The organism is Ensifer canadensis, from assembly GCF_017488845.2.
GTDB lineage: Bacteria > Pseudomonadota > Alphaproteobacteria > Rhizobiales > Rhizobiaceae > Ensifer > Ensifer canadensis.
Genome location: NZ_CP083371.1, coordinates 1,388,213 through 1,409,506, shown reverse-complemented (window position 1 = coordinate 1,409,506; position 21,294 = coordinate 1,388,213). Strand labels below are relative to the sequence as shown.

The window sequence follows — 21,294 nt, the reverse complement described above, 5'->3', positions numbered from 1 at the left end:
CGGTTTTCTCGCGCTCCTGCATAATCTAATAAACCGGATTCGAAACCGGATCAGATTTTTGCCGAAACGCCTTCGCGACCGGCCGGCCGTGGCAGTTCAGTCGGAAAGGACCACAAGCAAGCATATCGTGGCCGGGTATCGGTGGCTGCCCGCGCCGCAAACAACGCAGTGTTCAATAAGGTCTCGTTGCCAGAAACATGGAACCACGCCTCTCCCGCTACATTTGGACTCATACGCGCAAGGACCAGCTCTGGATCCTGTTGGTCGTGGCGTTCTCGATGGTCCCCTACTTCCTGTCCTTCGATCTGCCCAAGCAGATCGTCAACGGACCAATTCAGGGCGACGGTTTTGACAGCCCGGAAGCGACGCAGGCGTTCCTGGCGATCTCCTTTGACTTGCCCTATCTCGGGACGATCAATCTTTTTGACGGCTTCCAACTCGGTCGCGAAGGCATGTTGCTGGCCCTGAGCCTCGTGTTCCTGCTTCTGGTTGTCGTCAACGGCCTCTTCAAATTCTATATCAACACCTTCAAGGGGCGGCTCGGCGAGCGTCTCCTGCGGCGGATTCGCTTCGAGCTTGTCGATCGCGTTCTGAGGTTTCCACCGACGCATTTCAAACGGGTGAAACCGGCCGAGATCTCAACGATGATCAAGGACGAGGTGGAGCCGCTCGGCGGCTTTACCGGCGATGCCTTCGTGTCGCCCGCACTGCTTGGCGGTCAGGCGCTGACGGCGCTGATCTTCATCCTGCTACAGAGCTTCTGGCTCGGGCTGATCGCCTCTGTTATCGTCGCCGTTCAGGCGGTGATCATCCCGCGCATGCGCAAGCGGTTGCTCGTCCTTGGCCGCGAGCGCCAGCTGACTGCGCGCGAATTGTCTGGCCGGGTGAGCGAAATCGTTGACGGCATCGGCACGATCCGCGGCCACGACACCTCCAATCTCGAGCGCGCCGACATCGCGTCGCGGCTCGCGCGCATCTTCAAGATCCGCTACGACCTCTATCAGTGGAAATTCCTGGTCAAGTTCATCAACAATTTTCTCGCCCAGGTGACGCCGTTCATGTTCTATTCGATCGGCGGCTATTTCGCGCTTCAGGGCCGCCTCGATATCGGCCAGCTTGTCGCCGTCATCGGCGCCTACAAGGACCTGCCCGGGCCGCTGAAAGAGCTCATCGATTGGGACCAGGCGCGCCAGGACGTGCAGGTGAAGTACGCCCAGGTGGTCGAGCAGTTCAGCATCGAACCGCTGCTCGATCCCAAGGTCCACGCCCTCGCAGCGGCAAGTCCGGCGCCGCTGAACGGCTCGCTCGCGGCCGTCAACCTGACGGTGACCGATGATGGTGGTGTGACACTCCTCGACCACGTCTCGCTGCAGGTGCAGCCCGGCGAGGCGGTCGCACTCAAGGCCGGCGGGGAAGTTCTGGCAGAGGCCTTCGCTCGACTGATCTGGCCGGCTGGCGGTCGTGTTGTCATCGGCGGTCAGGATATACTGGAGATGCCGGAGTCGGTCACTGGCCGGCGGATTTCCTATGCCTCCTCAGACGTGTATGTGTTTCAGGGCAGCCTTGGCGACAACCTGCTCTACGGCTTGAAGCACGCGCCAATGACCGAGGTCCGGTATGAAGGCGAAAGGGCGGCCCATCGCAAGTGGGAGCTGGTCGAAGCCAAGCTTGCAGGCAATCCATCCTTCGACGTCAACAGCGATTGGGTCGATTATCAGGCAGCCGGGGCGACCGGACCAGACGATCTTCTGATCAAGATCAGGCCTGTCCTTGATGCTGTCCTCCTGACCAATGACGTTCTGGCGCTTGCCGTGCGCTCCACCATCGACCCGAACCGCAATGCGGCCTTTGCCTCTGGTATCGTCGAGATGCGCAGCGCGCTTCGGGAGCGCCTTGAACAGGAAAAGCTCAGCGATCTCGTGGTGTTCTTCGAGCCCGGCTCGTACAACATCGAAGCGACCATCGGCGAAAACTTGCTCTTCGGCACGATTACCGATCAGGTGATGTGGGACGGTGCGCTCGAGGGACACCCGTTCTTCAAGACCGTGCTTCAGCGCGTCGGCTTGCGTGACGTCTTCTACGAAATGGGGCTGGAAATCGCCGAGAACGTCGTCGAACTGTTCCGCGACCTGCCGCCGGATCACCCGTTCTTCCAGCAGTTGACATTCATGACGGCCGAAGAAATTCCTGTTTATGAGGCGTTGCTGCAAAAGGTCCGTGGGCGACCACGCGCGGACGTTGCCGAGGATGACCAAGTCAAGATCATTCGGCTGTGCTTCGGCTACATCGAGCCTCGACACCGCTTTGGTCTCCTGACCGACGAACTGATGTCCAAGATCGTAGCTGCCCGGCGCGAGTTCGACGAGGGCCTGCCGACGGACCTCGCCGGCATGATCGAGCACTATCGTCCGAACCGCTACATCGCGTCCGGCAGCATCATCGACAACGTGCTCTTCGGGCGCATCGGTCACAAGCACGCCGATGGATCGGAGAAAATCCGGGCGATCGTGCGCGATCTTTTCGAAGCCGTTGGCCTCTATAACGAGGTGCTGGCCTTCGGCTTCGAATTCAATGTCGGCGCCGGCGGCAAACGCTTGACCGCAGGCCAGCGCCAGAAGCTTGACCTGGCCCGCGCGCTCATCCGCATCTGCGACTTCTATATCTTCAACCAACCGCTGCTGGCGCTCGACCAACGGGTCCAGGAGCAGGTGGTCCGAAACGTCTTTGCGCTCTTGCGGCAGGGCGGGCGCAATCCGGCAATCGTCTGGGTGGTCGCAAATCCGGCGGTGATGGAACTGTTCGATCGTGTCGCCGTATTCGAAAATGGCCGACTGGTTCGCGACAACGAAACGGAAGTGGGGGCTAACGAAGGACCCGACTATAAGGAAATGGCATCTTGATGTAATATTAATGTCAGGGCACCAGCATAAGGTCCCGCGGCAACGCGGGAGGCAGGTCGCCCCGGCTGGATACTCGGAGAAACGGATTGTGATGTTGCTCAAGGATGAAGTCGAAATGCTGCGCCGGATAACCCTGTTTTCAGGATTGCCGCCTGCAAAATTGAAACTCCTTGCCTTCACCTCTGACCGGGTCATGTACAGCGCCGGGGAGGCCCTTTTCTATCAGGGCGATATTGGCGATGCCGCCTATGTCATTCTCTCAGGCAAGGCCGACGTGCTGGTGACGACTGCAAGCGGGCCGCTGAAGCTTGCGGAAGTGGAACAGAATTCGATCGTCGGCGAAATCGCCATTCTCTGTAACACCCCGCGCACGGCGACCGTGCGCACCACGACACCGCTGGAAGCCCTGCGCATCCGCAAGGACGACTTCCTGAAGCTGCTGGCCGACTTCCCCGAAATGGCGGTGGAAATCATGCGCGTGCTCGCTGACCGCCTCAGCCAGACGACGGCCGAACTTACGGAAGCGCGCAGCCGAAACGAGCGCATGGAAGCGTGAAATCGAACCGGCGGCGCCCGTCGTTGGCATGTCCTGGCCGCATGGAAGACCTTCGCAAAAACGATTCCGCTTGACCGGGATATGGGCTAGAGAAGCGCCATGCGTGCGATCACCTACTTCTGCAAGACCGTCCATTTCCCTGACAAGCCTGAGAAGAAGCGCTTCTTTGCGCGGCTTCAAAGCGGCGAGTGGGAGCCGTGCACATTTCAAAACATCGAGCGGCTGGTCGACGGCAACACGACCTTTGTCGATATCGGCGGCTGGATCGGCGTGACGCCCTATTGGGCAGCTCAGATAGCCGACAACGTCATTACGGTCGAACCCGACCCCGTCTGCTTCGGCATCCTCAAGGAAATGGAACCGCAGAACGAAGGGGAGGTCGCGCTGATCAATGCTGCACTTTCCGAGGATGACGTCCTGGTGCTGAACTCGGTCGGCGGATTTGGTAGCTCGGAGACCTCAGCGCTGATCGCCGACGACACGGGGCAGGCGATCAAGGCGAAAACGATCACGATTGCCGAACTGCAGTCGCTGGCGCGAACCGACAAGCTATGCTTCAAGATCGATATCGAAGGCTACGAATACCGTTCCCTGGCCCAGTTCCGGGATATCGACCGCACGCGGACGACGGGCGTTTTGCTCGCCGTTCATCCGCAGATCCTGTTTGCGTCACTGAGCGGGCCGGCAATCGTCAGGGCATTGCGCACCGTCGTTGCCACCCTCGGGCTCGTGCGCAGCTTTCGCGGCTTCCGCCTCGACAATCCATCAGCGATATGGACTGCCCTCAAGAAATCCACCTTCCGGCGTGAATTCCGCGGGTTCGATCTACTCTTTGTTGCAAGGTCAGCGACCCGTAACGATGCGCGCTGAAGAGAAACAGTCGCTGACGTTCTGAGCCACGGCCGCAGCCAATACATGCCTTGTGGAAGCAGGACTTAGCTGAAAGGCGCTGAGTCCACGAATTAACCACGTCTGCAACAAGGTTAATTCTTGGTTTAAGAATGTTACTTCTGCTGGTATAAGCGGCTAGTTTCTATTTTCATTCCTCGGTTTTTCTGCTGTGCCATGAGAGCGGTCAGATGTCCTGGATGTATTTTGTTGGCGCAACCTATTGTATCGCTGCGCTTTTCCTGTTGGCGATGACCTATCTGGAAGGTCTGCAGGCGCACGCGCCCTGGAATGTCTATCGTGTCGCCGGCATTGTGATCTGTATTTTCTGGCCGGTGCTCATTTTCTATCTAATGTTTAAAATTGTAACGAAAAGAAAAATTCCGCAGGGGTAAAGGTATTTCTGTGGTGTTTTGATGACGTATTTTTGTCTTCCTGGAGAATTTACCATACAACCAGAAAACGCCGGCGGTTAACCCATGAACTCTTCATGCGGATTATGTTTCGGTTGTGATTGACCCGTGTGAAAGTTCTGAACATGTGCGGTTTTGGCGGCTATTTCGGTTCGGTCCGGGAAGCAGAAACCCTTCTCAAGAGGATGGTGACCGCGATCGCGCATCGCGGACCGGACGAGCATGGCACATTCGTGGCGCCGGAAGCCGGCCTCGGTCATGTCAGGCTCTCGATCGTCGGGCTTGGTGACGGCCAGCAGCCAATGTCAGATGCGACGGGCGAGCTAACAATCGCCTTCAACGGCGAGATCTTCAATTATGTCGAACTACGCGAGGAACTGCGCGCCAAGGGCCGGCATTTCCGGACTTCGAGCGACACCGAAGTTATCCTCCATCTCTACGATGAGATGGGCGAGGACTGCCTGTCCGTCCTCAATGGCGACTTTGCCTTTGCAATCTGGGACGCCCGCCGCCACCGAATGATGCTCGCTCGCGATCGCATGGGCGTGCGTCCACTTTTCTATACGACCAGAGGCGGCACACTCTACTTCGCATCCGAGATCAAGGCGCTGCTTCAGGTGCCCGGCATCGTAGCCGAGATCGACCCGATCGCGCTCGACCAGATCTTCACGCTTTGGGCGCCGATCGCGCCGCGGACAGGCTTTCGTGATATCCACGAGCTGGAACCCGCAAATTTCATGATCGCCGAGCGGGGGCGTCAGACGATCAGGCCCTATTGGCGTCTCGACTATCCGGATCGCGAGGCCACTTCACGCTTCGTCAATGAAGACGAAGCCGCCGACGAATTGCGGGCGCTGTTGAGCGACGCGACGCGGATCCGCATGCGGGCCGATGTGCCGGTCGGCTCCTATCTGTCGGGCGGTCTTGATTCCTCCATCGTCGCGGCGCTGGCGGCGGGTATGGCGCCGCAAGGATTGCGCACGTTCTCCGTCACGTTCGACAGCGTCGAGCACGACGAAAGCGCCTACCAGATGCAGATGGCCGCGGCCCTCGGCACGCAGCACAGCACCGTTGCCTGCCGTGCCGGCGATATCGCCAGGGTGTTCCCGGATGTGGTACGTTTTGCTGAAAGGCCGATCATCAGGACGGCGCCGGCGCCGCTCTATCAGCTTTCGGGCCTGGTGCGCGAACAGGGGCTCAAGGTCGTACTGACCGGCGAGGGGGCCGACGAGGTCTTTGCCGGCTATGATATCTTCAAGGAAGCGCGCGTGCGTCGGTTCTGCGGGCGTCAGCCTGGCTCGCACATCCGCCCGCATCTGTTCCGCAAGCTTTATCCCTATCTCCCTGGCCTACAGCAGCAGTCGGCTGAATATCTTGCCGCGTTCTTCGGGGCGGGAGACGTTGCGCTAGACGATCCGCTCTTTTCCCATCGCCCCCGCTTCAAGAGCACGGCGGCGACGAAGATCTTCTTCTCGCCCGATCTGCGCGCCAGCCTTGCCGGCTACGACGCGGCAGAGGAGCTGGCGAGCCGTCTGCCTCAGGATTTCGGCCGCTGGCATCCCTTGCATCAGGCTCAGTATCTCGAGGGTCGGTTCCTTTTGCCCGGCTATATCCTTTCGAGCCAGGGCGACCGCATGGCGATGGCGCATGGCATCGAAGGGCGTTTCCCGTTCCTCGATCATCGGCTGGTCGAGTTTGCGTCCGGTCTGCCGCCGGAGATGAAGCTCAAGGGGCTGGTGGAAAAGCACATCCTGCGCGAGGCAACCAAGGACCTGATGCCGGAAGCGATCGGCAAGCGCACCAAGCAACCCTATCGAGCACCCGATAGCCTTTCGTTCACCGGCGTCGGTGAACTCGATTACGTCCGCGAGGCAATGAGCCAAGACAGAATTGCCGCGGGTGGTCTCTTCAACCCGAAGGCGGTCACGAAACTCTACGAAAAGTGCCAATCCCAACCGGTATCCGGCTTCCGCGACAATGCAGCGTTCGTCGGAATCCTGTCGACACAGCTATGGCTGAAGACATTCACTGGCACGAGCATCCACGCCGCCCAGGCGGCCTGAACGACTGAGGAAAGGAAAGGAAAAGACATGACGGAGACGATCAAGGACAAGGTCAGGGCCTTTGTCATCGAGAACTTCTTGTTCGGCGACACGTCCTACGACCTTGCCGACACGGCATCGCTGATCGAGAACGATATCATTGACTCCACCGGCGTGCTGGAGCTGGTCGCATTCATCGAGGATCACTACGGCATCGCCATGGCGGACGCCGATATCGTACCGGCGAACCTGGATTCGCTCGCGCGCATCTCGGCTTTCATCGAAGCCAAATCTGGCGCGACGGTAGCGGCGTAAGCGACAACGGGTGAGGTCCACGCAGATGCGGTTCGAGCAATTCCTTATCGACAACGCCGCGGCGCATGCGGCGAAAACAGCATTGATCACCGACCGCAAGCGGCTGCGGTATGACGAGTTCGATCGGCTTTCGAGCCAACTGGCGGCCTCGCTTTCCAGGAACGGTGTCAAGCGCAATGACCGCGTGCTGGTGTTCATGGACAATTGCTGGGAAGCCGCTGTTTCGATCTTTGCCGTGCTGAAGGCAGGCGCGACCTTCAGTCCGATCAATTCGTCGACCAAGGCAGACAAGCTGGCCTACATCATCGGCGATTGCGAGGCAGCCGCCATCCTCACACAGGCAAAACTGATGCCGGTCGTGGGCGATGCCCGTGCGCTTGCCGGCGATGCGATGCTGTTCGTTGCTTCCACGGCGGCGCCCAACGGCCAGGTGCCTGCGGGTGCCACCGCATTCGACACATGCCTGGAAGGCGAGCCGCAGCCGGTTGTCCACGGCGGGATCGATGTTGACCTGGCGATGCTGATCTATACCTCCGGCTCCACTGGGCGCCCGAAGGGCGTGATGATGACACATCGCAATATCGATGCGGCGTCCGGATCGATCACCACCTATCTGCGCAACCAGCACGACGACATCATCCTCAACGTCCTGCCGCTCGCCTTCGACTACGGCCTCTATCAGCTGCTGATGGCGGTCCGGCTCGGAGCGACGCTGGTTCTCGAAAAGTCCTTCGCGTTTCCGCATGCGATCTTCGAGCGCATTCGCGAGGAGGGTGTCACCGGATTTCCGCTCGTGCCGACGATGGCGGCGATGATCTTGCAGATGCGCGATCTGGAGCCGGGTTTTCTACCCAGCCTTCGCTATCTTTCCAACACTGCCGCGGCGCTGCCGCCGGCACATATTGCCCGGCTAAGAGAACTCTTTCCCGGCGCGCGGCTCTACTCGATGTACGGGCTGACGGAATGCAAGCGCTGCACTTATCTGCCGCCCGAAGAACTTGATCGTCGGCCGGGCTCCGTCGGCATCGCCATCCCCAACACCGAGGCCTTTGTGGTCGACGATGAGGGTAAGCGCGTTCCGCCGGGCGTGCCCGGCGAACTCGTCATCCGTGGCCCGCACGTCATGCAGGGCTATTGGCGCAACGATGCCTCGACCGAACGCATGCTTCGGCCGGGACCGCACCCTTGGGAGAAGGTGCTCTACACCGGCGATCTGTTTCAGGCCGATGCGGAGGGCTTCCTCTATTTCGTCGGGCGCAAGGACGATATCATCAAGACCCGCGGCGAGAAAGTTGCGCCGAAGGAAGTCGAGACGGTCCTGCATTCCCATCCAGGCATTGCGGAAGCCGTCGTGCTTGGTGTGCCCGACCCGGTTCTCGGCCACGCGATCGCGGCACTTGTCGTGCGCTCGGACCAGACGCTCAGCGACAAGGACATCATCCGTCATTGCTCGCGCCATCTGGAGGACTTCATGGTCCCGAAGGTTGTCGAATTTCGCATCGAGTTGCCGAAGACGGACACGGGTAAGGTTAGCCGCCGACTTGCGGCCGAGACGATGGAGCCTGCAGAATGAACATTCGCCCGACCCAGGACACGGCTGCGTTTTCGGCCGAAACGCTTGATATCGACCATGCGGCTGAAACCGACCGCATCGTGGCAGGGCTGCGTGAGCAGCTGCGTGGAATGAAGAAGCGCGGCCTCGTGCTAGGTCTTTCCGGCGGCATCGATTCCAGCGTGTCTGTCGCCCTGGCTGTGCGAGCTGTGGGTGCGAAGAACGTCTTTTGTCTGTTCATGCCCGAGAACGACAGCGACCCGGAAAGCCTGAGGCTCGGCCGTCTGGTCGCCGAAACCTTTGGCGTCGATGCCGTGGTTGAGGATATCGGGCCGATCTTGCAGGCAATGGGCTGCTACGAGCGTCGCGACGCCTTCATCCGCCAACTTGTTCCTGCCTACGGCGAAGGCTGGGCATCGAAGATCGTGATCGCCAACGCGCTCGAAGGTGAGGGCTACAACATCTCGTCGCTGGTGGTCCAGGATCCACAGGGCAAACAGACCAAGCTGCGCATGCCGCCGCCTGTCTATCTCGGTATCGTTGCCGCCACCAACATGAAGCAGCGCACGCGCAAGCAGATCGAATATTACCATGCCGACCGGCTGAATTTCGCCGTCCTCGGCACGCCGAACCGGCTGGAATACGACCAAGGCTTCTTCGTGAAGAACGGCGATGGCGCCGCCGACGTCAAGCCGATAGCGCATCTCTACAAATCGCAGGTCTACGCGTTGGCGGCCTCTCTCGGCATTCCCGAGGAAATCCGCCGCCGCCCGCCGACGACGGATACCTATTCGTTGGAGCAGACGCAGGAAGAGTTCTATTTCTCGCTGCCCTACGACCGCATGGATCTATGCCTTTATGGCCTCAACAACGGACTGGCGATCGAGGCGGTTGCGCAGGCTGCGGGCTTGACGGCAACGCAGGTCGATCGCGTCTGGGCGGATATTGCCGCCAAACGCAAGGCGACGCGCTACCTTCATCTCGGGCCGCGACTCGTCCAGACCGTTGAGGAGATTGCTGACTGATTGGCATAGGGTGCGATGGCCAATCCGGCCGCATCGGTCAGTCGAAGCGGCCGCCCATAAGTCGGCTCCAATGTTCGCCGGCCAACCCGTTTATAAATCCTTGCGAATGGCGGAACGCCTGAACGAGTTCGTCGTCGCGCGAGTGGATCACGGTTGACGCCATGTGCACAAAGGCGATGCGACGACCGAGCATGGCCTCAAGGAGAGCTGGCTGCGTCCGACCACGCAGACCCGCGACACCGCGCGCGGCTGCGTGGTCGATCAAACAATCGATGACGGGGCCGGCCTGTCCGGGAAGGGCGAGGATCTGCAGCACGCGGCCGATATCGCCGGAGCGAGCGTGATAGGCAAAGGCGCCGACGACGGTTCCGGTGCGCGCGGTGACGGATGCGAAGATTGCGCTACCCTGATCAGGTTTTTGCACCGCGTCTGCGAGGATGTTGTTGAGCTGCCCTTCCGCCCAATCCGGGCGCAAAGGGAATTGGGCAGTGAGCGGACCGACGAGATCGGCGAAACCGCTTCTGTCGATTTCACCAACGCGAAAATTTGCCTGTCCCGTTCCGCTTTCGGGGACGGCCGACCAGCGCCGCTCCCCGCGACCCATCCTGTTGCGATAGAAACGATCAAACGCATGCGCGAGCGGATTGACCAGCCGAGCGAGCTTGATCCGGTGCTCGGCGACGCTGAGCGTGAATGCCGATGGCCGGATGACACGCACCCAATCAAGACTGTATTGCGGCAGTACGATACCGCGCAGTTTCGTCCACATCTGAGTCGATACTTCGCTTGCGGTCTCGCTGAACGACAGATCCTGTGGACCCGCGAGGAAGGCCTTCAGCAACCGTGCACCCGCCATCGGATCGCTTTCACGATCCTCGGCCATAAGGGAGCCGCATATGGCGGCTCGCAACGGCCGACCGTTAAACGTCATCGGCAGCGCGTTAACGCCAACGAAACCGGAGATGCGGCCGTCGCCGTTGACGTGGACGAGGGGCCGAATCTCGCGATCGCAGCCAGGTGCGTCCAGGTAGAGCTGCCGCATATAGTCGACGAGCGCAGCTGGCGGCTCCGTCTGATCCTTGCAGAAAACCCTCTGGAACATTCCAGCGATCGCAGGAATGTCTGCGGGTTCAAGCGGCCGGATGTTACTCATCGTTCCTCGTCCCCGGCACCCGCCGCAACGGATGCTTGAGCAACAAGTTTCCTGACGATGGCGACGCGTGGCCGGCCTTCCACATCGGTGGCGAAGGTGACGGCCTCATAGGCCTTGGTGCGGGCGAGAAGGGCTGATGCCTGTCGATCCTGGCCAGCGCCGAACTCGAAGAGCAGCCAGCCGCCCGGTTTCAGGAAAGCCACAGCATCGCGGATGAGGCGCTGATGGATCGAGATGCCGTATGGGCCGCCATCGAAAGCTTCCCGCGGTTCGGCTTCAAGCAGGTGGGCGCTGTCACCTTCGAGCCGAGATGTCGAAATATAGGGCGGGTTGCAGACGATCATATCGACCGAGCCCTCGAGATTGTCGTCGGCCAGCGCACCAAACAGATCGCCCTGTCGTATGGTGACGCGATCGGCGACGTTCAGGCGAGTGACGTTTCTGCGGGCCAGCGCAACGGTGCTATCGGTCAAGTCCGCACCCCAGACGCGGGCGGAAACGACATCGGCCGCAAGCCCGAGCGCCAGGTTTCCGGAGCCGCAGCACATGTCGATGACGGTTGCGCCGGATGGCCGGTCATGCAGGATCCTTGAAGCCGTGCGTCCGAGCAGCTCCGTTTCTTCTCGTGGCACCAAGACATCGGGTGCCAGTTCGAGTTCGACGTCCATGAAACGGTGCAGACGCGGCGCCTCGCCGCTTGCCTGATCATCCTGAAGGGGATTGTTGTTTTGCGGCACGGCCTCTCCTTCATGCGTCGATCGATGGCTGCACGATCCACACTACTGCAATCAGGTAAACGGAAGCTAAAATGCAATTGATGCGGGAGTGTTAACCGCGCAATCATTTCTAAGTGCTATTCTTTGCGATGATCGGAAGCGTGTGCTCGGCTGTTGCGGCAACGCCCATCCGGCATCGGACGCACATTTCGTCGGATTGTTGTCAAAGGCAGATCGGGATGGCATCGGAAGGTCTCAGAGAACCGGGCGCGCACAGACCGTTCCTGTCGATGATCATGTCCTATGCCGCCTCGGGCGGCAGCCTCATCATTGGATCCGCTGCCCAGCTTCTGACGTTCGCGATCCTCGCACGTTGGCTCGGCGTTCATGAGTTCAGTGTCTTCGTGGCGATCACGGCGGTTGCCAATATTGCCGTGCATCTCTGCGGGCTGGGGGCGATGGAGTGCCTCGTGCGCCGCGTCGCACGCGATCGGAGCATGTACTCTCGCATGCTCGGTCACAACGTCATCTTGACCGCCATCAGCGGCATCGTTCTGGTTTTGCTTGGCGCGATTGCGCTGCCGTTCTTCTTCACGCTGTCAGCTGACCCGGCTACCAACATTGCCGTGATTACGCTGATGCTGATCACCAACATCATCTTCGTTCGCGTCATCGTGCTGACGGAGCAGATCTTTCTCGCTCACTCGAATTTCGCATCTGCCAACAAGGTTGTCGTCGGCTTCGCCATCGCCCGCACCATCGCCGCGGCGCTCGCCTGTATCGTCTTTGGCGTGGCGACCGTTGCCTCCTGGGCGGTCTGGCAGTTCGTATGCCATGTGCTTGTCGCCATCGGTTGCTGGTATGCCGTAAAGGGCCTTGGCCGGCCCGTCTATGGGATCGTGCGCGAAGAGCTGCCGCAGGGGCTCTACTTCAGCATCCCCTTCATTCTGCGCGCGGTGCGCCAGAATGCCGACCTGCTCGTCCTGAGCCTCGTTGCCTCCGCAGAAGTGATGTCGAGCTATAGCGTCGCGCGGCGCATGCTGGAGAGCAGCTATCTCTCGGTCGAGGCGCTGAACCGGTTGATTTATCCCGGTTCGGCCAAGGCAACGGCCTCCGGCCTGCACCATGCCTTCGAGCGGGTACGCAAGGTGCTCGTTGCTGCCACTTCGATCAGTATTGCGGCGGCGATCGCGGTCTTCGTGCTTGCGCCGGTCCTGCCTTACCTCTTCGGCAAGGACTATGTCTCGTTGGTGTCCTTCGTTCGAATTCTCTGCTGGGTCGTCGTGCCGATTGCCATGTGGTCGGTCGCAATGGAAGCGCTCGGAGCATCCGGGCATCACCCTGCGCGTGCCTCTGTTATGGGTCTCGGCAGCGTCCTTGGCGCTGCGTTGACAGCGTGGGCGACTTGGTATGCGCCACCTGCGGGCACGTTCATCTCCTTCTATGTGATCGAGATCGCGATGGTCATCGTTTCCTGGAGTGTCTTCCTGCGCTTCGTCCGGCGCGACAGGGAGGGAGCGGTTGAGCACGTCGTCCCGGCGAGGATGGCGCATGAAGGCTGAGCTGAGGGAACTGGAAACTGCCACAGCCATCGGGCATCGCATGCAGCACCCGGGCCGCGTGAGACCGATGGAGCTGGGCGATATCCCTGCAGTTAGCTCGCTCTTCAGCAAGATTTTCCGCAAGCGCGACATTGAGCCAAGTGGTGACCTCCGGCAGTATCTTGAAGCGGTCTTCTTCGGCAGTCCGCTTTACTCTCCCGAGCATGGCAGTATCGTCTACGATGACGGCACCATCGCCAGCGCAATCCTGGCATTGCCGATGGAATTCTCGATCCACGGTCGCCATACCGTCGGCAAGCTTCTTTGCGCGTTCATGTCAGACGGCAAGGCGGGTGCCGTTGGTGCGGCATGTCTCGCTCGTACGATGCGCTCCGCGCGCCAGGACATGTGCTTCTCGGATAATTCGTCGCCGGTGAGTGCGGACCATTGGGTTGCCGGGGGCGGGGTCGTGCTTCCGATACAAAGCCTGGAGTGGCAGCGATCGTTTCGACCGGCTACCAGCAGCGCCATTCGTGCCAGCCGTCAATTTCCGGCATTGGGTTCGAAATTGGTGCTCGGTGTCCTTGGTGCATTCGACAGGGTGTTGCGCTGGCGAAGACCATCCGTCAAACCCACCCCGGCTTCAGGATGTATGACGAAGGTGATCGGGGCCGGCGAGTTTCTCGGTTGCGCCCGACCGATGATGGAACGGTTTTCGGTCAGGCCCGTTTGGTCAACCGAGGAGTTCGATTGGCTCGTCGCGATCGCCGGTAAGAACCAAGGCCTCGGTGAAGTGCATTTCCGACAAGTAACGGCGGATGGAAGAGCGATTGGCGTTTTCCTCTTTCTTGGCAGGGCGAACAGGACTGCGACGGTTCTGAATGTGCTTTGCCAACCGGGTCGGGAGTTTGAGGTGACGGCCGAGATGTTTGCCTGCCTCGACCGCGAAGGTTACGCCCAGGCCACAGGCGCCGCACAACCATTTCTGATGAACGCGATCTCGCGCCAACGCTGGCTGACGTTCCGCCACCGTGGCTATTTCTGCATGGTAACGCGCCATGGAGATCTCAAGGACGCGGCATTGCGCAACGACCTCTATATCGGCGGTCTGGCATCCGAAAGCTGGAGCCGGTTGCTGACGGACTTCTAAGCGTCAAGGTAAACGGCTGCCGGGCCGATTAACGGAATTTTCACCGTACAACTCTAATCCTTCATTGGAGATACGAGACGCGCAAGCCGGCGATTTTTGCGTCTTGAAGCGGGCGTGAGGGATGCGGATGTATAGGCCGAACGAGCCCCGACAACAAAGGTCGCCTCAGCCAGCGCACGGTCAACGTGCGATGGTCGGCGGCGGTTCGTTGCTCAACCTTCTGCCGACAGACGACGAGGACGCGCTCCCTCCTTTTGAAGAAAAGCAAGCGCCGCGAAGAGAGCCGGAAGTCCGGCGTTCCCAGGTGGTTGCGCGGGCACAGACCGAGACGCAGCCGACGCCGCATGTCGGTGGCCTGTTCTTCCCGCGGCTTCACCTCGTCAGCCAGATCGGGGTAGACGACGGTATTCGCTGGCTGCGCGACGGTATGCTCTGGATCATCGCCGCAGTGACGATTTGCACATTTGCGGCCCTTGTCTATGCAATGACTGCGTCGCCTCGATACACCGTCTACACGGATATCGTCGTCGACCCGTCCAATCTCAACGTTGTCAGCGACGATGTTTTTACAAGCAATCCGCAGCGTGACGCGCAGCTGTTGGAGGTGGAGAGCAAACTCCGGATCCTGACGTCACGCAATGTGCTGGCGCGGGTGATCGACGGATTGCAGCTCACGCGCGATCCCGAGTTCGTCAAGCCGGCATCCTTTGCATCGCTGCGCAACCTGTTTTCATCGAAGCAGGAACAAGAGGTCAACAACGAGCTTGCAGCCATGCGCGGGCTTTCGGAGCGCGTGGAGGCGCGGCGCGAGGAGCGTTCTTTCGTCGTCGTCATGAAGGTTTGGAGCGAGGAGCCGGCAAAGGCCGTGACCCTCTCGAACGCGATCGTCGATGCCTTCGAGCAGGAGCTGTTTCAGTCGGCGGCCGAAAGTGCAGGGCGTGTCGCCAAGAACCTCAACGCCCGGCTGGACGAATTGCGCCGCAACGTGACCGATGCCGAGCGGGCGGTGGAAGATTTCCGCAGGGTCAACGGCCTGCAGTCGACCAATGGTCAATTGGTCAGCAACCAGCTTTCCGGTGAACTCAACACCCAGGTCCTGGACGCACAGCAGCGCTTCATCCAGGCGGAGACACGCTACAACCAGATGAGTGCGGCAATCGCTCAAGGGAGAACCGCCAGCGCGTCGGAGTTCGAGTCCGAAAACATGACGAACCTGCGCGAGCAGTACAACTTGCTCCAGCAGCAGATTGCCTCGATGCAGCGCACGTTCGGCGAACGGCATCCCCGTCTGGTGTCGGCTCGATCCGAGCGCGCGACGATCGAGGGTGCGCTTGCCGACGAGGCCCGGCGCATTCTGGAGCGGGCCAAGGCGGACATGGATCGCGAGCAGCAGGCGCTTGAAGCCTTGCGCGGTAAGGCAAACGTCGAGAAGTCGAATGTCTTCACCGACAATGAGTCTCAGGTGCAACTGCGCGATCTGGAGCGCGATGCCCGTGCCAAAGCGGCGATTTACGAGACGCATCTTGCGCGCGCCCAGCAAATTACCGAACAGCAGCAGATCGATACGACCAATGTGCGGGTGATCTCGCGGGCGTTGCCGCCCAACGCACGCACGTGGCCGCCACGTACGGTGACCCTGCTGGTCGCCGGCGCTATGCTCGGCCTTTTCCTTGGTGTGTCGGCAGCGATCGCCCTCGGCCTGTGGAGATATATTCGCCGCCCGCAGCCGGCGACTGCCTGACGGGAGCGCGCCAATGACGAGCGCCGCCTACGCCGAAACCAATGCCGCCGAAACGCTGCGGCTGCGTGTCGGCACCGTCCTGTTCATGACGACGTTTCTGTTCTTCTGGATATCGATCACCCCGTTCGTCGACCTGACGGGAGCAGCAGTGCTTGATCCGTCGGCCGGTAATTCGAACCGATTGAACCAGATCGTTTCTCTTTTGTTGTTTACGGGCATGCTCGGTTACGGCCTATGCCATCCGATGCGAAATATCATCCTGCAGCCGCGGCCGCTGCTTGCAGTGCTGTTTACCTGGTTCCTTTTCGTATCGGTGATCTCAGCCCACCCAATGCTTGGGATCAAGGGCACCGTTCTTGCCATCATGGTCACGGTCAATGCCAGCATCTACCTGCTGTTGCCCGCCAGCGAACGGCATTTTGCCAAAATGCTGGGCATCGGTACGCTCATCATGCTCGGCGTTGCCTATTACGGCATCGCCTTTAAGCCGATGCTCTCTATTCATCAGGCGTCAGAACTGCGCGAGCCCATGAATGCGGGTCTATGGCGCGGCCATTTCCCGCACAAGAACAGTGCGGCCGCCGCGATGGTGATCGCGGCCTTCTTCGGGCTTTTCGTCATGAATAGCTGGTCGCGATTGGCCGGGATCGCCATCGTGCTGCTGTCGTTCAACTTCCTCATCCATACCGGCGGCAAGACCTCGACCGCGATGCTGCCGGCGATCCTATTGCTTGCCTGGATATTCGAGAAGATCCGTCTCCTGCGCATCCCGATCGTCATCGGTGGCGTCGGGCTGTTCAATCTGTTTGCCGTCGGATCAGCCGTATTCATGCCGCTCAGCGAGTTCATCACCGAACTTGGCATCGACGCGACGTTCACCAACCGGGCGGATATCTGGCGCTTCGCGTTCACCGCGCTCGCCGAGCAGCCTATCACCGGCTACGGTTTCAAGGCATTCTGGCAAACGGAAGAGCTGGTCCACAGCGGCGGAGCGATCGAGACCTGGGCGGTGGCGGCTGCCAACGGCCACAATTCCTATCTCGACATCGCCTTGATGACGGGCTTCCCCGGGCTGCTGCTCACGGTGTTGTGGATCCTCATCCTGCCGCTGCGCAATATTGCCCGCATGGCGTCCGCCGAGCAGCATTCACATCTCACGCGGCTCTTTACGCGCGTCTGGCTCTATACGATCTTCAACGCCGGCCTTGAGAGCTTGTTCTACGAGGGCGGCAACCTGCTGTGGTTCACCTTCCTGTTTTCGCTCTACGGTCTGCATTTGCAGGCCCGCGCGGTCCTTGCCTTGCCGTCTCAATCTGCCGAAAAAAGGGGCGTGGCCTATGCCTGAGTTTTTGCAAAAGGTTGACGGCCTTGTCGACCGGCTGGCAAATCGTCTGATCTGGCGCCTTGCTCAGAAGAAGCTCGCCGTTGCGACCGACGTTCCGCTCGTCTCGTTCACCTTCGACGATGTGCCTGACAGCGCCTTGCACCAGGGTGCCGAAATCCTTGAACGGCACGGCGTCCGCGGCACATTCTACATTGCCGGGGGGCTCGAAGGGCGGGTTGAGCCGGATCGAACCTTGATCACCGCTGCGGGTTGTGAGGCTCTCTCCAAGCGCGAACACGAAGTCGGCTGCCACACCTTCAGCCACAGCAAGATAAGACGTCTCACCGGGGGGGCGCTTGCGCGCGACCTCGACCGAAATGCGGACTATCTGGCAGCCAGTGGCGTCGCTGAGCCGGCAAGGAACTTTGCGTTTCCCTACAACGCCGCCTGGCTGATGGCACGCAGGGAATTGGGGCGGCGCTACCGAACGTGCCGGGCCGCAGGGGAGGCGATCAACCGCGGTGCAGTCGATCCAATGATGTTGAAGGCGGTCGAGATCCGCCAGCCCGAGGCGCACGCTCTTGCGCTGACCCGCTGGATCGATGACCTCGTCGCGCAGCCGGGATGGCTGGTCTTTTTCACGCACGACATCGCGCCACGACCGACGCCTTATGGCTGCACGCCGGAGACGTTCGAGCATCTGGTCCGCTATGCGGTCGAGAAGGGATGCACCGTCCTGCCGGTCGACAAGGCACTCGATCGGCTTGGCGGATGAGGAGAACGATGTGCTCAACACGATAGCCGCCGGCAAGCGACTTCTCGCCATCAACAACTACTTCTATCGACGCGGCGGCGCCGAAGCGGTGTTCTTCGACCATATGAAGATGTTCGCCGATATTGGCTGGGATGTCGTGCCCTTTGCCATGGAGCACGAGGACAACGAGCGCTCTGAATGGTCCAAGTATTTCGTCTCCGAAATCGAATTTGGTCGGCAAACGAGCTTTCTGCGGAAAATAGAGCAGGCGGCAAGCGTGATCTATTCGCGCGAAGGCCAGCGCAACATCGCCAGGCTGATTGACCGCGCGCGTCCGTCGGTTGCCCATGCACACAACGTCTATCACCACCTGTCGCCGGCGATCTTTTCGACGTTGAAGGCAGCGGGCGTGCCGGTTGTCATGACGGCTCACGACCTCAAACTTGCCTGTCCTTCCTACAAGATGCTGCGCGACGGCAAGATCTGCGAGGACTGTCGCGGCGGACGGGTCTACAACGTCCTGCGTCACCGCTGCGTCAAGGGCTCGGCGATCTTGAGCGGTGTCGTGCTGGCAGAAACGGTGCTGCATCGTACGCTGGGCCTCTATCGCAACAAGGTCGACCGGATCGTCGTTCCGAGCCGGTTCTACGTGGAGAAGCTTGTCGAATGGGGCTGGCCGCGTGAGCAGATGGTGCACATTCCGAACTTCGTGGATGTGGACGATTACAGCAGCGCCTGGGACGAGGGCGACTATTTCGTTTTCGCAGGCCGGCTTGCACCCGAAAAGGGCATCGCCACGCTGATCAAGGCGGCGGCACTTTCGAAACAGCGGTTGGTCGTCGCCGGTACAGGCCCCGAAGAGGCATCGCTTCGTCGGCTCGCGAGCGAGCTTAATGCAGACGTGACGTTCACCGGATATCTCTCAGGCGAGAGCCTGCACAAATTGATCGGATCATCCAGGGCACTCGTACTGCCGTCGGAATGGTACGAAAATGCGCCCATCAGCTTGCTGGAAGCCTATGCTCTGGGACGGCCGGTGGTCGGTTCAGCCGTCGGAGGCATTCCGGAAATGATCCAGGTCGGGGAAACGGGCATGACGGCAACGTCGGGAGACGCTGATGATCTGGCAAGGGCGCTGGCCGACATGACGGCTCTTGGGCCGACAGCGCGCGCCCGCATGGGCGCTGCCGGCAGGGCGTGGATATCCAGAGATTTCTCCGCCAATGCTTATCGCGACAGAACGCTTGATCTCTACGCTGCGCTCGGGGCGACCTAGTTGGCAGATTTATCCTTGCGTCATTAACCAAGGCTTGCGAATATACTTACCGCGGCATTAAATATGTTCGTTTATTGATCGAACAATTAGATATTTAACGATTTAATTACGATCTTATTAAGTATTGTTAACGTAAATGGCCTTGGGTGCGCAATCTTTGAGGCCACGCCATGGGCAGGAAGTTACGAGTCTCGCAAGTTGATCGTCGGCAACAGCCGTCGGTTTCCACTGAGATTGTACAATCTGGAATATTGGAAGGCGTCGACGGGAAGGGCGGTACTGCCCAGCGTGGAGTCCACCTCGTGCACAATCATCGCGAGCTGACAGGCAAAGATCGTCGGCTGAGCGCGCGAACCGGACGGCGGCGCGTGATGATGCTGGGCCTGCGCGGAATTCCGGATGTGCAGGGCGGCATCGAAAAGCATGTCGAGATCCTTGCCGGCAAGCTCACGAAGCACGGCTGGGACGTCGACGTGATCGGGCGGCGCCGATATCTTCCGGCATCTGTCCCCTTCAGCTGGAATGGCATTCGTGTCGTTCCTTTCTGGGCGCCGCGCCGGATGGCGCTGGAAGCCATCGTTCACACTTTCATGGGTGTTTGCTACGCGGGCTGGCAGCGTCCCGACGTGCTGCATATCCATGCGATCGGGCCAGCACTGTTCGTCCCGCTTGCGAGAATGCTCGGCCTGAAGGTGGTCGTGACCCATCATGGCTATGACTACGACCGGCAAAAATGGGGTGCTCTTGCCAAGGGTACGCTGAAGCTCGGTGAACGCCTGGGCATGCGCTTTGCAAGCGGGCGGATCGCCATTTCGAAGGATATCGCTGAGACCATGGGCGCGCGGCACAATGTGTCCATGGCCCTTGTGCCCAACGGGGTGTCGGTCACGCCGTCCAGGGGTGAGACCGGCATTCTTGCCGAGTTCGGCCTTGCGCCACGGCGGTACATTCTGCTTGCCGCACGGATCGTGCCTGAGAAGCGCCAGCTCGATCTGATCCGCGCCTATGCCAAATGTTCCAGTCCGGAGTTCCGGTTGGTTCTGGCCGGCGGTGCGGAATTCGAGACGTCCTACACCGAGGAGGTGAGAAGGCTGGCAGGTGATATCGCAGGTGTCGTTCTAACGGGCTTTCAGTCCGGTGACCGGCTTGCGGAGCTTTTCGGCAATGCGGCCCTGTTCGTTCTGCCTTCCAGCCACGAGGGCATGCCGATCGCGCTGTTGGAGGCCATGGCCTACGGCTTGCCGGTTCTTGCGAGCGATATCGTTGCCAATGTCGAGCTTGGCCTTGCACGCGACGAATATTTCCCGCTCGGCGATGTCGAGGCGCTGGCATCGGCCATGACGGCGAAGCTTGCCAATCCGCCCAGTGAAAGCGAGATGCGCGCCCGTGCGGCGCACGCCGAAGCCGCCTATAGCTGGACAAGCGTGGCGGAAAAGACCGTCGCGGTGTATAGCGCGTTGGTGGCAAAGTAGATCGCGCGCAATCGCACGCGACATCCCTGTTGCCGTCGGGCTGATTTTTGCCGTGTTGTGTGCGGTGCGGAGAGACAAGAACAGTATGAATATCAAACGCGCCGCTGGCCTATTTGGCTGGCTCATATTCGCCGTGATCGCCTATTCGACCCTATCACCACTCGATCTGCGCCCGCGTATGGGCACGTTCGTGCATGTCGAGCGGTTCGGCGCGTTCGGGCTGATGGGGCTGCTCTTTGCAATTGCCTATCCCCGGCGGCTCCTGCTTGTCCTCGGGCTCGTTTTGGCCACCGCCATCGGGTTCGAATTGCTGCAGGTGGTGTCGGCAGACCGTCACGCCCGGATCGGGGACCTCGCCATCAAATTGCTTGGCGGTGCATGCGGCGTGGCTTCGGGTTGGGTCCTTATCCGCAATCGGTCGCGTCTGCTGCAATTGCTGGTGCAAATAAACCAAAACTCAAAGTATCGCGGGTAGA

Annotated in this window: 18 protein-coding genes; 16 read left to right on the top strand and 2 right to left on the bottom strand. The window is 60.3% G+C overall.

Features of this window, described 5'->3' with window-relative positions:
* Positions 1 to 197 precede the first annotated feature (197 nt).
* The 8 genes from J3R84_RS26290 (at position 198) to nadE (ending at position 9,691) form a co-directional block, all read left to right on the top strand.
* Complete coding sequence (locus J3R84_RS26290) at positions 198 to 2,900, top strand: ABC transporter ATP-binding protein (RefSeq protein ID WP_057211311.1); 2,703 nt, start codon at positions 198 to 200, stop codon at positions 2,898 to 2,900.
* A gap of 91 nt (positions 2,901 to 2,991) precedes the next feature.
* Positions 2,992 to 3,456: a cyclic nucleotide-binding domain-containing protein gene (locus tag J3R84_RS26285; protein ID WP_025428538.1), complete on the top strand. Its 465-nt coding sequence runs from the start codon at positions 2,992 to 2,994 to the stop codon at positions 3,454 to 3,456.
* 99 nt (positions 3,457 to 3,555) lie between these two features.
* Positions 3,556 to 4,326, top strand: a complete 771-nt coding sequence (locus J3R84_RS26280) for an FkbM family methyltransferase (RefSeq protein WP_113567533.1) — start codon at positions 3,556 to 3,558, stop codon at positions 4,324 to 4,326.
* Between the two features lie 209 nt (positions 4,327 to 4,535).
* Complete coding sequence (locus tag J3R84_RS26275) at positions 4,536 to 4,739, top strand: hypothetical protein (protein WP_025428540.1); 204 nt, start codon at positions 4,536 to 4,538, stop codon at positions 4,737 to 4,739.
* Between the two features lie 143 nt (positions 4,740 to 4,882).
* Complete coding sequence (gene asnB, locus J3R84_RS26270; RefSeq protein ID WP_025428541.1) at positions 4,883 to 6,820, top strand: asparagine synthase (glutamine-hydrolyzing); 1,938 nt, start codon at positions 4,883 to 4,885, stop codon at positions 6,818 to 6,820.
* A gap of 27 nt (positions 6,821 to 6,847) precedes the next feature.
* Positions 6,848 to 7,114, top strand: coding sequence for an acyl carrier protein (locus J3R84_RS26265; RefSeq protein ID WP_025428542.1), 267 nt, complete (start codon positions 6,848 to 6,850; stop codon positions 7,112 to 7,114).
* Between the two features lie 25 nt (positions 7,115 to 7,139).
* On the top strand, positions 7,140 to 8,687 hold the full coding sequence (locus tag J3R84_RS26260; RefSeq protein WP_025428543.1) for a class I adenylate-forming enzyme family protein: 1,548 nt from the start codon (positions 7,140 to 7,142) through the stop codon (positions 8,685 to 8,687).
* Positions 8,684 to 9,691, top strand: coding sequence for an NAD(+) synthase (nadE, locus tag J3R84_RS26255; protein ID WP_057211307.1), 1,008 nt, complete (start codon positions 8,684 to 8,686; stop codon positions 9,689 to 9,691). Before J3R84_RS26260 ends, nadE begins: the two co-directional genes overlap by 4 nt.
* A gap of 37 nt (positions 9,692 to 9,728) precedes the next feature.
* On the opposite strand, the gene J3R84_RS26250 is transcribed toward nadE, so the two are convergent.
* Positions 9,729 to 10,844, bottom strand: coding sequence for a hypothetical protein (locus tag J3R84_RS26250; RefSeq protein WP_025428545.1), 1,116 nt, complete (start codon positions 10,842 to 10,844; stop codon positions 9,729 to 9,731).
* Positions 10,841 to 11,512: a N5-glutamine methyltransferase family protein gene (locus J3R84_RS26245; protein ID WP_081789000.1), complete on the bottom strand. Its 672-nt coding sequence runs from the start codon at positions 11,510 to 11,512 to the stop codon at positions 10,841 to 10,843. Before J3R84_RS26245 ends, J3R84_RS26250 begins: the two co-directional genes overlap by 4 nt.
* A 287-nt stretch (positions 11,513 to 11,799) precedes the next feature.
* On the opposite strand from J3R84_RS26245, the gene J3R84_RS26240 reads away from it, so the two are divergent.
* From J3R84_RS26240 to J3R84_RS26205, 8 genes are all read left to right on the top strand, one after another.
* Complete coding sequence (locus J3R84_RS26240; protein ID WP_057226718.1) at positions 11,800 to 13,122, top strand: lipopolysaccharide biosynthesis protein; 1,323 nt, start codon at positions 11,800 to 11,802, stop codon at positions 13,120 to 13,122.
* Positions 13,112 to 14,251: a GNAT family protein gene (locus tag J3R84_RS26235; RefSeq protein ID WP_057211301.1), complete on the top strand. Its 1,140-nt coding sequence runs from the start codon at positions 13,112 to 13,114 to the stop codon at positions 14,249 to 14,251. The genes J3R84_RS26240 and J3R84_RS26235 overlap by 11 nt, the downstream gene beginning before the upstream one ends.
* 127 nt (positions 14,252 to 14,378) lie before the next feature.
* Positions 14,379 to 15,992: a GumC family protein gene (locus J3R84_RS26230; RefSeq protein ID WP_203528113.1), complete on the top strand. Its 1,614-nt coding sequence runs from the start codon at positions 14,379 to 14,381 to the stop codon at positions 15,990 to 15,992.
* Positions 15,993 to 16,005: 13 nt separating this feature from the next.
* Positions 16,006 to 17,337 (top strand): O-antigen ligase family protein, encoded by a 1,332-nt coding sequence (locus J3R84_RS26225; protein WP_057226712.1) that lies wholly within the window; start codon positions 16,006 to 16,008, stop codon positions 17,335 to 17,337.
* Positions 17,330 to 18,091 (top strand): polysaccharide deacetylase family protein, encoded by a 762-nt coding sequence (locus tag J3R84_RS26220; protein ID WP_203528111.1) that lies wholly within the window; start codon positions 17,330 to 17,332, stop codon positions 18,089 to 18,091. Before J3R84_RS26225 ends, J3R84_RS26220 begins: the two co-directional genes overlap by 8 nt.
* Before the next feature lie 10 nt (positions 18,092 to 18,101).
* Entirely contained in the window at positions 18,102 to 19,346 is a 1,245-nt protein-coding gene (locus tag J3R84_RS26215; RefSeq protein WP_225968515.1) for a glycosyltransferase family 4 protein, read from the top strand.
* Between the two features lie 371 nt (positions 19,347 to 19,717).
* Positions 19,718 to 20,818 carry a glycosyltransferase family 4 protein gene (locus J3R84_RS26210; protein ID WP_225906306.1) on the top strand — a complete coding sequence of 367 codons (1,101 nt, stop codon included), beginning with the start codon at positions 19,718 to 19,720 and terminating at the stop codon, positions 20,816 to 20,818.
* Between the two features lie 85 nt (positions 20,819 to 20,903).
* Entirely contained in the window at positions 20,904 to 21,293 is a 390-nt protein-coding gene (locus J3R84_RS26205; protein ID WP_025428554.1) for a VanZ family protein, read from the top strand.
* Position 21,294 lies beyond the last annotated feature (1 nt).

Excerpts from the sequence above, each read along its gene's own strand:
- J3R84_RS26210 (WP_225906306.1), top strand. The coding sequence starts at position 19,718 with ATGATGCTGGGCCTGCGCGGAATTCCGGATGTGCAGGGCGGCATCGAA.
- J3R84_RS26280 (WP_113567533.1), top strand. The coding sequence starts at position 3,556 with ATGCGTGCGATCACCTACTTCTGCAAGACCGTCCATTTCCCTGACAAG.
- J3R84_RS26245 (WP_081789000.1), bottom strand. The coding sequence starts at position 11,512 with ATGGACGTCGAACTCGAACTGGCACCCGATGTCTTGGTGCCACGAGAA.
- J3R84_RS26260 (WP_025428543.1), top strand. The coding sequence starts at position 7,140 with ATGCGGTTCGAGCAATTCCTTATCGACAACGCCGCGGCGCATGCGGCG.
- J3R84_RS26275 (WP_025428540.1), top strand. The coding sequence starts at position 4,536 with ATGTCCTGGATGTATTTTGTTGGCGCAACCTATTGTATCGCTGCGCTT.
- J3R84_RS26205 (WP_025428554.1), top strand. The coding sequence starts at position 20,904 with ATGAATATCAAACGCGCCGCTGGCCTATTTGGCTGGCTCATATTCGCC.
- J3R84_RS26285 (WP_025428538.1), top strand. The coding sequence starts at position 2,992 with ATGTTGCTCAAGGATGAAGTCGAAATGCTGCGCCGGATAACCCTGTTT.
- J3R84_RS26240 (WP_057226718.1), top strand. The coding sequence starts at position 11,800 with ATGGCATCGGAAGGTCTCAGAGAACCGGGCGCGCACAGACCGTTCCTG.
- asnB (WP_025428541.1), top strand. The coding sequence starts at position 4,883 with ATGTGCGGTTTTGGCGGCTATTTCGGTTCGGTCCGGGAAGCAGAAACC.
- J3R84_RS26250 (WP_025428545.1), bottom strand. The coding sequence starts at position 10,844 with ATGAGTAACATCCGGCCGCTTGAACCCGCAGACATTCCTGCGATCGCT.
- J3R84_RS26230 (WP_203528113.1), top strand. The coding sequence starts at position 14,379 with ATGTATAGGCCGAACGAGCCCCGACAACAAAGGTCGCCTCAGCCAGCG.
- J3R84_RS26220 (WP_203528111.1), top strand. The coding sequence starts at position 17,330 with ATGCCTGAGTTTTTGCAAAAGGTTGACGGCCTTGTCGACCGGCTGGCA.
- nadE (WP_057211307.1), top strand. The coding sequence starts at position 8,684 with ATGAACATTCGCCCGACCCAGGACACGGCTGCGTTTTCGGCCGAAACG.
- J3R84_RS26235 (WP_057211301.1), top strand. The coding sequence starts at position 13,112 with ATGAAGGCTGAGCTGAGGGAACTGGAAACTGCCACAGCCATCGGGCAT.
- J3R84_RS26225 (WP_057226712.1), top strand. The coding sequence starts at position 16,006 with ATGACGAGCGCCGCCTACGCCGAAACCAATGCCGCCGAAACGCTGCGG.
- J3R84_RS26290 (WP_057211311.1), top strand. The coding sequence starts at position 198 with ATGGAACCACGCCTCTCCCGCTACATTTGGACTCATACGCGCAAGGAC.
- J3R84_RS26265 (WP_025428542.1), top strand. The coding sequence starts at position 6,848 with ATGACGGAGACGATCAAGGACAAGGTCAGGGCCTTTGTCATCGAGAAC.